The following is a 12490-nucleotide window of genomic DNA, read 5'->3' as shown; positions in this document are numbered from 1 at the left end:
ATCTTCAACTTGCGCACAGGGATCGAAGGCGACCCTGTGAGAAATGCGGGCTAAGGGCCTGCTGTCATGCCCTACGCCTCGCGCAGCTCGTAGTCGTGCGTGATCGCGACGCCGCCGCGCGCCAGCATGATCGACGCCGAGCAGTACTTCTCGGCCGACAGCTGTACCGCGCGCTTCACATGGGCCTCGACCAGGGCGGTGCCGACGACGACGAAATGCATGTGGATGGCCGTGAACACCTTGGGCTCGGTCGGCGCCCGCTGCGCCTCCAGTTCGACCCAGCAGTCGCTCACCTGCTGGCGCGATTTCTTCATGATCAGCGTGACGTCCACCGCGGAACAGGCGCCGACGCCCATCAGCAGCAGTTCCATCGGCCGCGGCCCCTGGTTGCGCCCGCCGATCTCCGGCGGCCCGTCGACGACCAGATCGTGGCCGCTGCCGCTGGTCGCGGTGAACCGGGCCTCGCCGTTCCATTTGATGCATGCTTTCAAGGTCTTGCTCCGGGGTCCGCGATCGCGGATGTGCTATTTTCCGGCAAATTCGCGGCCATGACACAGTGTGCTGAGGACATGATGCTGAGCAAACCCGTCGTGCAGTCCTTCATCGAGCTGGCGCACAAGCGCAGCTATCCGCCAAAGCACACGCTGATCCACGCCGGCGACGAACCGCAGTCCCTGTACCTGATTCTCGAAGGCTCGGTCAGCATCCTGCTCGAGGACGAGCATGGCCGCGAGATCGTGCTCGCCTACCTCGGTCCCGGCGAGTTCTTCGGCGAGATGTGCCTGTTCCCGGACCAGCAGGTGCGCACGGCCATCGTGCGCACGCGCACGCCGACGCTGGTCGCCGAAGTCGGCTACCAGAGCTTCCGCAACTTCGCGATCCAGCACACGGACATCATGTTCGAGCTCGCCGGCCAGCTGGCCGCACGGCTGCGCGACACGACGCGCCGGCTCGGCGACCTGGCCTTCCTCGACGTCGCCGGTCGCATGGCGCACATCCTGCTCGAACTGGTCAAGAAGCCCGGGGCTGTCGCGCATGCCCGCGGCACGGTCATCCGCACCTCCCGCCAGGAGCTGGCGCGGCTGGTCGGCTGTTCGCGCGAGATGGCCGGCCGCGTCCTCAAGAAGCTCGAGGAAGACGGCATGGTGCAGAGCCAGGGCCGCAGCATCCTGATCCTGGGCGTCTTCATCCCCCAGGACGCCTAAGGTCCGGCTCAAGCGATCAGGGCCTTCAGCGCGGCGCCGGGGCTGTCCTGGCGCATCAGCGATTCCCCGATCAGGAACCGGTGCACGCCGGCGGCGCGCATGTGCTGCACGTCGGCGGTCGCGGCGATCCCGCTCTCGGTCACCACGTCGAGCCCGGCCGGCAGGCGCGGCAGCAGGTCCAGTGTCGTCTCGAGGCGGGTATCGAAGGTCCGCAGATTGCGGTTGTTGACGCCCAGCAGCCAGCCGTCACCGAGTCCGGCCGACAGGACCTGATCCAGCTCGGCGCCGTCGTGGACCTCGACCAGCACGTCCAGCGTCCAGGCACGTGCCGCCTCGTACAGCGCCTTCAGCCGTGCCGGCTCCAGCGCCGCAGCGATCAGCAGCACGCAATCGGCACCGATCGCACGCGCCTCGACGATCTGCGCCTCGTCGACCAGGAAGTCCTTGCGGATGACCGGCAACGGACACGCCGCGCGGGCCTGGACGAGAAAGGCGTTGTGCCCCTGGAAGTACTGCTCGTCGGTCAGCACCGACAGGCAGGCGGCACCGCCCGCCGCATACTCGCGGGCGATCCAGGCCGGGTCGAAGTCGGCGCGGATCAGGCCCTTGCTCGGCGACGCGCGCTTGATCTCGGCGATGACGCCGGCCTGCCCGCCGGCCGCCTTGGTTGCCAGCGCCGCGATGAAGCCGCGCGGGGCATCGGCAGTCCGCGCCAGATCCTCCAGCGTGCTGCGCGAGTAGCGCCGGTTCAGCAGGGCGATCTCGTCGCGCTTGGTCGCCAGGATCCTGTCGAGGATGTCGGCCATCAGGAGGCCGCCTTGAGCTTCTGCGTCGCGGCGACGTAGGCCTCCAGCTTCGCGCGCGCCGCGCCGTCCGCCATCGCCGCACCGGCGCGCGCGATACCGGCTTCGATCGAGTCGGCGACGCCGGCGACGTACAGCGCCGCACCGGCGTTGAGCTGGACGATGTCGCGGGCGACACCGTCGCGGTTGTCGATCGCCTCGAGCACACGCGCCTTCGACTCCGCGGCATCGGCCACGCGCAGGTTCTGGCTGCCGGCCATGCGCAGGCCGAAATCCTCCGGGTGGATCTCGTACTCGCGCAGCGTGCCCTCGCGCAGCTCCCCGACCATCGTCGCACCGCCGAGCGTGATCTCGTCCATGCCGTCCTTGCCCCAGACGACCATCGCGTTGGCCACTCCGAGGCGTTCGAGCACACGGATCTGGATGCCGACGAGATCCGGATGGAACACGCCCATCAGGATGTTGGGCGCATTCGCCGGGTTGGTCAGCGGGCCGAGGATGTTGAAGATGGTGCGCACGCCCATCTCCTTGCGCACCGGCCCGACCGCCTTCATCGCCGGATGGTGATTGGGCGCGAACATGAAGCCAATGCCGCAGTCGGCGATGCAGGCCGCGACCTGCTCGGGCTGCAGATCGATCGCCGCGCCCAGGGCTTCGAGCACATCGGCGCTGCCGGACTTGCTCGACACGCTGCGGTTGCCGTGCTTGGCGATGCGCGCGCCGGCTGCGGCGGCGACGAACATCGACGCCGTCGAGATGTTGAAGCTGTGCGCGCCGTCGCCACCGGTGCCGACGATGTCGACGAAATGATCGTGGGGCGGCGTCTCGACCTTGCGCGCGAACTCGCGCATCACCGTGGCCGCCGCGGCGATCTCGCCGACCGTCTCCTTCTTCACGCGCAGGCCGGTCAGGATCGCGGCCGTCATCACCGACGACACCTCGCCGCGCATGATCTGGCGCATCAGCCCGATCATCTCGTCGTGGAAGATCTCGCGGTGCTCGATCGTGCGCTGCAACGCCTCCTGCGGGGAGATGCTCATACTCAGTAGGCCTCCAGGAAGTTCTTCAGGAGCTGGTGACCGTGCTCGGTCAGGATCGACTCCGGGTGGAACTGCACGCCCTCGATCGGCAACTCGCGATGACGCAGGCCCATGATCTCGTCGATCCTGCCGTCGGCATGCTGCGTCCACGCCGTGACCTCGAAACAGTCGGGCAGGCCGGTCTTGTCGACGACCAGCGAGTGATAGCGCGTTGCCGTGTACGGCGACGGCAGCCCGCGAAAGACGCCGGCGTCGGCGTGGTGCACCGAACTGATCTTGCCGTGCATGACCTCGCGCGCCCGCGTCACCGTGCCGCCGAAGGCCTGGCCGATGGACTGGTGGCCGAGACAGACGCCGAGGATCGGGAAGCGTCCCTTGAGCCGGTCGATCAGCTCCAGGCAGATGCCCGCTTCGTTGGGCGTGCAGGGCCCCGGGGACAGCACGATGTGACGGGGCTTCCTGGCGACGACCTCGTCGACCGTGATGCAATCGTTGCGGTGAACCTCGACCTCGGCGCCGAGTTCGCCGAAGTACTGGACGAGGTTGTAGGTGAAGGAGTCGTAGTTATCGATCATCAAGAGCATGACGCAGCACCATGAAAGCGGAAGGACGGAGGAACGGTCGAATCAAGCGTTCCAACGCCACCATCGCCAGCTGTGCGCGCTCGTGCTCATGATCGGAATGCGGTTGCCGAGCGGCGGATTCTACACGGCCCAGGAGCCTAGGCGCCGGCCCGGCGCCCCGATGACTTGCCGGGGGACTTGCGCGGTGCCTTGACCGGCGGCAGGCAGGCATCGAGCAGCGCACGCGCCGCCACCAGCGCGTTGCCGACCGGCCCGTTGCGACCGTCGAAGACCAGGCGGGTGGCCGTGCTGCCTTCGAGCAGCAGCAGCAGCGCGTCGCCGAGCGCATCGGCATCGGCGGCGCCCGCCTGCTTCGCCAGCGTGCGCAGGCGGTTGCGCATCTCGGTCTTGTGTTCGCGGATCACTTCGCGCGCGGGATGCGATTCCTCGCGCAGCTCGACCGCGGCATTGCTCAACGGACAGCCGCAGGCGTTCTCGCTGCAGGCCTTGGCCAGAAACATCTCGAAAACCGCCTCGATCTGGCGGCGGGCGTCACCCTCGTGCGGCGCCAGCGCGGCATCCCAGCGCGTCCAGGACTCCGCCACCTGCGCACGCAGGCATTCGGCCACCAGGTCGTCCTTCGACGCGAACGAGCGGTAGAAGCTCATCTTGTTGGTGCCGGCTTCGCTGGCGATGGCGTCGACGCCGACGGCGCGGATGCCCTGGCGATAGAACAGCTCGCGTGCGGTGTTGAAGATGCGATCGCGCACGCGCAGGCCGCCCTGCTGGTTGCAGTCTGCCGATACCTTGTCCTGCTTCATCTGTTCACCTCCAGACACGGCCCCCTTGACATGGGTGTTACCGGTCAGTAACGTACGCCTCACGTTACTGACCGGTAACACCCATAGCTTCCGCGGAATCGGCCCGTCCGTCAACCGACCGAATCCACGCCAGCCGCCCGTTTCGACGCTTTCGCAAGGCATTTTGGAGACACCGATGATCGTGCCACCCCCCAAGACCACTGCCCGCTCGGCGGGCGATTTTACGCTCGGACTGCTCGCGCCCGCACTGTTGCTGCTGGCTGCCGCCGCGCTGAGCGGCTGCGAGACGGCGGCGCAGGAAGCCAGCGCGCCGCCGCCGGTCGAGGTCACCGTGCGCGCCGCCGTGGCGCAGGAGATCGTCGACTGGGATCACTACACCGGCCGTTTCGAGGCCGTCGAGCGTGTCGAACTGCGCCCGCGCGTGTCCGGGACCATCGACCGCGTCGCCTTCGACGAGGGCGCGCTGGTCGAGCAGGGTGCCCTGCTGTTCCAGATCGACCCGCGTCCCTATCAGGCGCGGCTCGACCAGGCCCGTGCCGAACTGGCGCGTGCGGTCGCGCAGAAGGAGCTGGCGCAGTCCGAGTCGGTGCGCGCCGAGAACCTGCTGCAGGCGCGCGCGATCTCGCGCGAGGAATACGACGAGCGCATCAGCCGCCGCGGACAGACCGAGGCGGCACTGCGTGCGGCCGAGGCCGCAGTCGAGGCCGCGCGCCTGGACCTTGAGTTCACGCGCGTCACCGCACCGATCGCCGGTCGCGTGTCGCGCGCCGAGATCACAGCGGGCAACTTCGTCGCCGCCGGCCAGACGGTCCTGACCTCGGTGGTGTCGGTCGATCCGATCCACGTCTACTTCGACGGCGATGAGCGCAGCTACCTGCGTTACACGGAGCTGGCCAGCCGCGGCGAGCGCCCGAGCGAGCGCGAGGCGCGTCTGCCGGTTTATGTCGGTCTGGCCAACGAGGATGGCTATCCGCATGGCGGCGAGATGGATTTCATCGACAACGCGCTGGATCCGCGCACCGGCACGATCCGCGCACGCGCGGTGCTGCCGAACCCGGACGCCCGCTTCACGCCGGGCCTGTTCGCACGCGTCCAGCTCGTCGGCAGCGGCCGCTACACGGCCACGCTGGTCGACGAGCGCGCGATCGGCACCGACCAGAGCCGTCGCTTCGTCTACGTCGTCGACGACCAGGGTGCGGTCCAGCACCGCGAGGTGCAGCTCGGCGGCACGCACGAGGGCCTGCGCGTGGTGCGCAGCGGCCTCGAGCCGGGTGAGCGTGTCATCGTCGGCGGCCTGCAGCGGGTGCGGCCCGGCGCCATCGTCGCCGCGCAGGAGCAGGCGGCGCCGACGCTGACCGCCGACACGCTGGACCCGACGGCCTTCGCCGCCTTCAACTGAGACCGGCCGTGAAACTCGCCCACTTCTTCATCGAACGGCCGATCTTCGCCGGCGTGCTGTCGGTGCTGATCTTCATCGGCGGCGCGATCGCGGCGTTCACGCTGCCGGTCGCCGAGTACCCCGAGGTCTCGCCGCCGACGATCGTGGTGTCGACGCAGTATCCGGGCGCCAATCCGCAGGTCGTCGCCGAGACCGTGGCGGCGCCGCTGGAGCAGGAGATCGTCGGCGTCGAGGACATGATCTACATGAACTCGCAGGCGCAGCAGGACGGCACGCTGCAGCTCTCGGTGGTCTTCGAGCTGGGCGCGGACATCGACCGCGCCCAGGTGCTGGTGCAGAACCGCGTCTCCCAGGCCCTGCCGCGGCTGCCCGCCGAGGTGCGCGCGATCGGCGTGACCACGCGCAAGTCCTCGCCGGACCTGACGATGGTCGTGCACCTGTATTCGCCGGACGGCCGCTACGATGGCCTGTACCTGCGCAACTACGCCGTGCTGCAGGTGCGCGACGCGCTCGCGCGCCTGCACGGCGCCGGCGACGTGCGCATCTTCGGTGCCGGCGACTACGCGATGCGCGTCTGGCTGGACCCGCAGAAGCTGGCGTCGCGGCAGCTCACCGCGAGCGACGTCATCGCCGCCATCCGCGAACAGAACGTGCAGGTCGCCGCCGGCAGCGTCGGCGGCGCACCGGTCAGCGATGCGGTGGACTTCCAGCTCGCGGTGAACACCCAGGGGCGCCTGCGCGACGAGCAGGAGTTCGGCGACATCGTCGTCAAGACCAGCGGCAACGGCGAGGTGACACGGCTGCATGACGTCGCCCGCATCGAGCTGGGCGCCGGCGAGTACGCGCTGCGCAGCCTGCTCGACAACCGCTCGGCGGTCGCGATTCCGGTTTTCCTGCAGCCCGGCGCCAATGCGCTGGATCTGGCGGCCGACGTGCGCAGCACGATGGCCGAGCTCAAGACCCGCTTCCCCGAGGGCGTCGACTACCAGATCATCTACGACCCCACGGTGTTCATCTCCGACTCGATCGACGCCGTGGTCAAGACGCTGTTCGAGGCGACGCTGCTGGTCGTCATCGTCGTGCTGCTGTTCCTGCAGACCTGGCGCGCGGCACTGATCCCGATCATCGCCGTGCCGGTGTCGATCATCGGCACGCTGGGCGCGCTGCAGGCCTTCGGCTTCTCGCTGAACACGCTGACGCTGTTCGGCCTGGTGCTGTCGGTCGGCATCGTCGTCGATGACGCCATCGTCGTCGTCGAGAACGTCGAGCGCGGCATCCGTGACGGCCTGACCCCGCGCAAGGCCGCGCATCGCTCGATGGACGAGGTCTCCGGACCGATCATCGCGATGACGCTGGTGCTGTGCGCGGTGTTCGTGCCCGCCGCGTTCTCCGGCGGCTTCGAGGGCCAGTTCTACCAGCAGTTCGCGCTGACGATCGCCTTCGCGGCCCTGATCTCGGCAGTCAACTCGCTGACCCTGTCGCCGGCGTTGTCGGCACTGCTGCTGCGCCCGCACGACGCCGCGCCGGACCGCGTGCAGCGCGGCATCGATGCCGCCTTCGGCTGGCTGTTCCGCCCGTTCAATCGCCTCTTCGATCGCTCGGCCAGCGGCTACCAGCGCGGCGTGCGCAAGGTGCTGCGGGCCGGCGGCATCGGCCTCGCGGTCTACGCCGGCCTGCTCGGCCTGACCGCGCTCGGCTTCGTGCAGGCGCCCAAGGGCTTCGTACCGACGCAGGACAAGGGGTATCTGATCACCATCGTGCAACTGCCGCCGTCGGCGTCGATCGAGCGCACCGAGGCGGTCGTGCGCCGCATCGGCGAGATCGCGCTCGAACAGCCGGGCGTCGCCAACGCCGTGCAGTTCCCCGGCCTGTCGATCAACGGCTTCACGCGCACGACGAACTCCGCGATTGTATTCACGCCGCTGACGCCGTTCGAGGAACGCGGCACGGCGCTGAGCGGCGACGCGATCGCACAGGCACTCGGCGCCAAGTTCGCCGAGATCGACGATGCCTTCGTGCTGACGATCGCGCCGCCCCCGGTGCGCGGCTTCGGTCCCGCCGGCGGCTTCAAGCTGCAGATCGAGGACCGTACCGACCAGGGTGCGGATGCGCTGTTCCGCGCGACCCAGGAGCTGGCGGCCAAGGCGCGGCAGACCCCGGGCCTGGTCGGCGTGTTCACGAACTACGAGATCAACGCGCCGCAGCTCTACGCCGACGTCGACCGCGTCAAGGCCAAGCAGCTCGGCATCGATCTCAACGAGCTGTTTACGACCTTGCAGGCCTACCTCGGCTCCTACTACGTCAACGACTTCAACCGCTTCGGCCGTACCTTCCGCGTGCTGGTGCAAGCGGACGAGCCGTTCCGCGACCGCGCCGACGACGTGCTGCTGCTGCAGACACGCAACGCGGCCGGCCAGATGGTGCCGCTGGGCAGCGTGCTGTCGTTGCGCGACAGCTACGGGCCGACGACGGTGCAGCGCTACAACGGCTTTCCGTCCGCCGATCTCAACGGCATGCCGGCGCCCGGCTACAGCTCCGGCGAGGCGATCGCGATCATCGACCGCCTGGCGGCCGAGACGCTGCCGCCGGGCATGACCTACGACTGGACCGAGATCACCTACCAGCAGGTCGTCGCCAGCGGCGCGCTCGGCATCGTGCTCGTGCTCGGTGTGCTGTTCGTGTTCCTGGTGCTCGCGGCGCAGTACGAAAGCCTGTCGCTGCCGCTGGCGATCATCCTGATCGTGCCGATGTCGCTGCTGTCGGCGCTCGCCGGCATCTACCTCACCGGCTCGGACATCAACATCTTCACGCAGATCGGCCTGTTCGTGCTGATGGGACTTGCCGCGAAGAACGCGATTCTCATCGTCGAGTTCGCCCGCGAGCTGCAGCACCAGGGCATGGGCTACGTCGAGGCCGCGCTCGAGGCCTGCCGCCTGCGCCTGCGGCCGATCCTGATGACCTCGTTCGCCTTCATCCTCGGCGTGCTGCCGCTGGCGATCGCCACCGGCGCCGGCGCCGAGATCCAGCGCGCGATGGGCATCGCCGTGTTCTTCGGCATGCTCGGCGTGACCTTCTTCGGCCTGTTCCTCACACCGCTGTTCTACGTCGTCATCCGCCACCTCGTCGAAGGACGTGGCGCGGCGGCGACGCCCGCCGCCGACGCGGCATCCCCCGCCCCGGCCCTGCCGGGTCACTGACCAGGAGTACGCCATGAACCCGCAGATCTCTGCCGCCACCGACGCCAGCTTCGAGCAGGACGTGAAACTCGCGAGCTGGGTGCAGCCGGTCCTCGTCGACTTCTGGGCCGAGTGGTGCGGCCCGTGCCGCATGGTCGCGCCGATCCTCGACCAGATCGCCGACGAGCACCCGGGCCGGCTCAAGGTCGTCAAGCTCGACGTCGACGCCAACCCGCAGACCGCGGCGGCGCTCGGCATCCGCAGCATTCCGACGATGATCCTGTTCCGCAACGGCGTGCCGGCGGCCACGCAGACCGGCGCTGTTCCCAAGAGCCGGCTCGACGCCTTCGTCGCGCCCCACCTGGCGGCCGCATGAACGCGCTCACCACCGGCGTGCGCGCCACCCTGGGCGGCTTCGCGCTGAGTGCGCTCGCCGCCTGCGCGGTGGGCCCGGACTACCGCGCGCCGCAGCCTCCCGCCGTGGAGGCCGCGGCGCCGTCCGGGGATGCCGACTACAGCACCGCGGAACCGGTTGCCCGGTTCTGGACCGTGTTCGGCGATCCCACGCTCGACGCGCTGCAGGCCGACGCCCAGCAGGCCAACCCCGAGCTGCGCATCGCGCTGGCGAATCTCAATGCCGCGCGCGCGCTGCGCCGCGAGGTGCGGCTCGACGCGGTGCCGACCGTCAGCGCCGGCGCCGGCTATGTCCGCGGCCAGCAGAGCGCGGCGCAGGCCCCGGGGCTGGATCGCGACGCGCGCACGGGCGAACTCTACGAGGCGAGCTTCGATGCCTTCTGGGAGCTCGACTTCTTCGGACGGGTACGCCGTGCCAACGAGTCCGCCCGCGCCGGTGAAGCCGCGGTCGCGGCCGAGCTGCAGCACGCGCAGGTCAGCGTCGCCGCCGAGCTGGCACGCACCTACTTCGAACTGCGCGGTGCCCAGACCCGGCTGTCGGTGGCGCAGCGCAATGCCGAGAACCAGGCGGGCACGGCAGCCTACACGCAGGCGCGGCTCGAGCACGGCAGCGGCACCGAACTCGATCATGCGCGCGCGATCGCCCAGCTCAAGGCGACACAGGCGCGCCTGCCCGAGCTGCGCATCGCCGTGAGCAACGCCATCCACCGCCTTGCGGTGCTGACCGGGCGCACGCCCGAGGCACTCGACGCCGTGCTGCGGCCCACCGCCGCGCTGCCGGCGCTGCCGCGCCTCGTGCAGATCGGCGCGCCCGGAGACCTGCTGCGCCGGCGCGCGGACGTGGCGGCGGCCGAGCGGCGACTCGCCGCGGCCACCGCCAACATCGGCGTCGCCACCGCCGCGCTGTTCCCGCAGGTGCGCTTCGTCGGCGAAGTCGGCATCTCCGTCGCCGACACCGGCGATATCGGCGATGCCGGCAGCGAGTTCTACGCCTTCGGGCCGCGCATCTCGTGGGCCGCCTTCGATCTCGGCCGCGTGCGTGCGCGCATCGACCAGGCCGAAGCGCGGGCCGACGGCGCGCTCGCGCGCTACGAACAGACCGTGCTGCGTGCGCTCGAGGAACATGCGAACGCCCTGCACGCCTACGGCCAGCTGCGACGCCGGCTCGACCTGCTCGACACCGGCGCCCAGGCCAGCAGCCGTGCGGCCGAACTCGCGCGCATTCGCTTCGACGGCGGCGCTTCGGACTTTCTCGATGTGCTCGATGCCGAACGCAGCCTGCTCGAGGCCGAGGACCGTCTCGCACTCGCACGCACCGAGACGGCAACCGCGCTGGTCGCGGTCTACAAGTCGCTGGGCGGCGGCTGGGACGTGCCGCAGGATGTTGCGGCGCGCTAGCGCAAGCATTTGAGTTTCCCTCTCCCGCACACGGGAGAGGGTGTCCCGAAGGGACGGGAGAGGGCCGCGCGTAGCGCGGAGACGCCGGCTCCGCCGGCGCCCCCCTCACCCTGCCCTCTCCCCCCGCAAGCGGGTGGAGAGGGGAACAAGGTTCAGCCGCCTGCAGGAGACGCTACGCCCGCTCCACCGAGGCCGCTGCGCGCAGCATTGCCGCGGCCTTGTTCATGGTCTCGTCCCATTCGGACTGCGGGTCGGAGTCGGCGACGATGCCGGCGCCGGCCTGGACGTGCAGCCGGCCGTCCTTGATCACCGCGGTGCGGATGGCGATCGCGGTGTCCATCGTGCCGTCCCAGCCGAGATAGCCGACCGCGCCGCCATAGATGCCGCGCTTGACCGGCTCCAGCTCGTCGATGATCTCCATCGCCCGCACCTTGGGCGCGCCGGACAGCGTGCCGGCGGGAAACGTCGCGGCCAGCGCGTGCAGGGCGTCGAGGCCCGGCTTCAATCGGCCGGTGACATTCGAGACGATGTGCATGACGTGGCTGTAGCGCTCGATGATCATCTTCTCGGTGAGGCGCACGCTGCCGGTCTCGCTGACGCGGCCGACGTCGTTGCGGCCGAGATCGATCAGCATCAGGTGCTCGGCGATCTCCTTGGGATCGGCGAGCAGCTCCGCCTCCAGCGCGCGGTCCTCGTCCTCGCTGGCTCCGCGCTTGCGCGTGCCCGCGATCGGCCGCACGGTGACCTCGCCATCCTCCACACGCACCAGGATCTCCGGCGAGGAGCCGACGACGTGGTGATCGCCGAGGTCCATGCAGTAGAGATACGGCGACGGATTGAGACGACGGATCGCGCGATACAGCTGCACCGGATCGGCGTCGAACGGTGCGGTCAGACGCTGCGACGGCACCACCTGCATGCAGTCGCCGGCGGCGATGTAGTCCTTGATCCGGTCGACGGCCTGCTTGAACGGCGCTTCGCCGAAGCAGGAGGTGAACGGCAGCGCCGGGCCGGCGTGCATCGGCGCACGCGGCAGTTCGGCCGGTGCCGCGAGCTGCGCCTCGATCTCGTCGAGCCGGCGGTAGCCGCGCTCCAGGTCGGCCGCGTCGTCCGGATCGGCGTGCACGACCAGTGTCAGGCTGGCGCGCAGGGCGTCGAACACCACCAGCTCGTCGGCGAGCATCAGCAGGATGTCCGGTGTGCCGAGCGGATCGGCCTTCTGCGTGGCCGCGAGCTTCGGTTCGAAATAGCGTACGCAGTCGTAGCCGAAGTAGCCGACCAGACCGCCGGAGAAGCGCGGCAGCGAGGGCTCGGGGCGCACGCGATAGCGTGCCGCGTACGCACGGACCCAGGCGATCGGGTCGTCGGTTTCGAGCTGCTCGACCACGGCATCGTCGCGGCGCAGCTCCACGGCGTGACCGCGAATGCGCAGCACCTCGCGCGACGGCAGGCCGATGAAGGAATAGCGCCCCCACCGCTCCCCGCCCTGCACCGATTCGAGCAGGAAGCTGTAGGGCCCATGCGCCAGGCGCAGATAGGCGCCGACGGGCGTATCGAGGTCGCCCGGCAGTTCGCGGGTCAGGGCAATGCGGTTGTAGGCAGTCATCGGAAGAGGTCTCGGAAAAAGGCGTGCAGGAGGAATCGACGGTGCTTCAGCACCATCGCCACCAC

General features: G+C 69.5%; 11 protein-coding genes. 5 read left to right on the top strand and 6 right to left on the bottom strand.

What is annotated here, in order from left to right; translation table 11 throughout:
- Positions 1 to 71 precede the first annotated feature (71 nt).
- A complete protein-coding gene (locus C8D93_RS12340) occupies positions 72 to 491 on the bottom strand; it encodes an OsmC family protein (RefSeq protein ID WP_110265504.1) in 420 nt (139 codons plus the stop codon).
- Between the two features lie 81 nt (positions 492 to 572).
- On the opposite strand from C8D93_RS12340, the gene C8D93_RS12335 reads away from it, so the two are divergent.
- Positions 573 to 1205 (top strand): cyclic nucleotide-binding domain-containing protein, encoded by a 633-nt coding sequence (locus C8D93_RS12335; RefSeq protein ID WP_211307315.1) that lies wholly within the window; start codon positions 573 to 575, stop codon positions 1203 to 1205.
- A gap of 8 nt (positions 1206 to 1213) precedes the next feature.
- On the opposite strand, the gene trpC is transcribed toward C8D93_RS12335, so the two are convergent.
- From trpC to C8D93_RS12315, 4 genes are all read right to left on the bottom strand, one after another.
- The gene (trpC, locus tag C8D93_RS12330; protein WP_110265502.1) at positions 1214 to 2011 is read right to left on the bottom strand and encodes an indole-3-glycerol phosphate synthase TrpC; all 798 of its coding nucleotides are present in this window, start codon (positions 2009 to 2011) and stop codon (positions 1214 to 1216) included.
- Positions 2011 to 3048 carry an anthranilate phosphoribosyltransferase gene (gene trpD / locus C8D93_RS12325; RefSeq protein ID WP_110265501.1) on the bottom strand — a complete coding sequence of 346 codons (1038 nt, stop codon included), beginning with the start codon at positions 3046 to 3048 and terminating at the stop codon, positions 2011 to 2013. Before trpD ends, trpC begins: the two co-directional genes overlap by 1 nt.
- 2 nt (positions 3049 to 3050) lie before the next feature.
- Positions 3051 to 3632 carry an anthranilate synthase component II gene (locus C8D93_RS12320; protein ID WP_110265500.1) on the bottom strand — a complete coding sequence of 194 codons (582 nt, stop codon included), beginning with the start codon at positions 3630 to 3632 and terminating at the stop codon, positions 3051 to 3053.
- A 137-nt stretch (positions 3633 to 3769) separates the two neighbouring features.
- Complete coding sequence (locus C8D93_RS12315; RefSeq protein ID WP_110265499.1) at positions 3770 to 4432, bottom strand: TetR/AcrR family transcriptional regulator; 663 nt, start codon at positions 4430 to 4432, stop codon at positions 3770 to 3772.
- 175 nt (positions 4433 to 4607) lie between these two features.
- Between C8D93_RS12315 and C8D93_RS12310 the strand changes: the two genes are divergently transcribed.
- The 4 genes from C8D93_RS12310 to C8D93_RS12295 are packed head-to-tail and all read left to right on the top strand — an operon-like array spanning position 4608 to position 10819.
- Positions 4608 to 5831, top strand: coding sequence for an efflux RND transporter periplasmic adaptor subunit (locus C8D93_RS12310; protein ID WP_110265498.1), 1224 nt, complete (start codon positions 4608 to 4610; stop codon positions 5829 to 5831).
- Positions 5832 to 5839: 8 nt separating this feature from the next.
- A complete protein-coding gene (locus C8D93_RS12305; RefSeq protein ID WP_110265497.1) occupies positions 5840 to 9028 on the top strand; it encodes an efflux RND transporter permease subunit in 3189 nt (1062 codons plus the stop codon).
- 13 nt (positions 9029 to 9041) lie between these two features.
- A complete protein-coding gene (gene trxA / locus C8D93_RS12300) occupies positions 9042 to 9383 on the top strand; it encodes a thioredoxin (protein ID WP_110265496.1) in 342 nt (113 codons plus the stop codon).
- Positions 9380 to 10819, top strand: coding sequence for an efflux transporter outer membrane subunit (locus C8D93_RS12295; RefSeq protein WP_110265495.1), 1440 nt, complete (start codon positions 9380 to 9382; stop codon positions 10817 to 10819). The genes trxA and C8D93_RS12295 overlap by 4 nt, the downstream gene beginning before the upstream one ends.
- 172 nt (positions 10820 to 10991) lie before the next feature.
- On the opposite strand, the gene trpE is transcribed toward C8D93_RS12295, so the two are convergent.
- Positions 10992 to 12425, bottom strand: a complete 1434-nt coding sequence (trpE, locus tag C8D93_RS12290) for an anthranilate synthase component I (RefSeq protein WP_110265494.1) — start codon at positions 12423 to 12425, stop codon at positions 10992 to 10994.
- Positions 12426 to 12490 lie beyond the last annotated feature (65 nt).

This window comes from Sinimarinibacterium flocculans, assembly GCF_003201205.1.
In the GTDB taxonomy this organism is placed as follows: Bacteria; Pseudomonadota; Gammaproteobacteria; order Nevskiales; family Nevskiaceae; genus Solimonas; species Solimonas flocculans.
The sequence above is the reverse complement of the archived record's forward strand: the minus strand, read 5'-3'. Positions and strand labels throughout refer to the sequence as shown.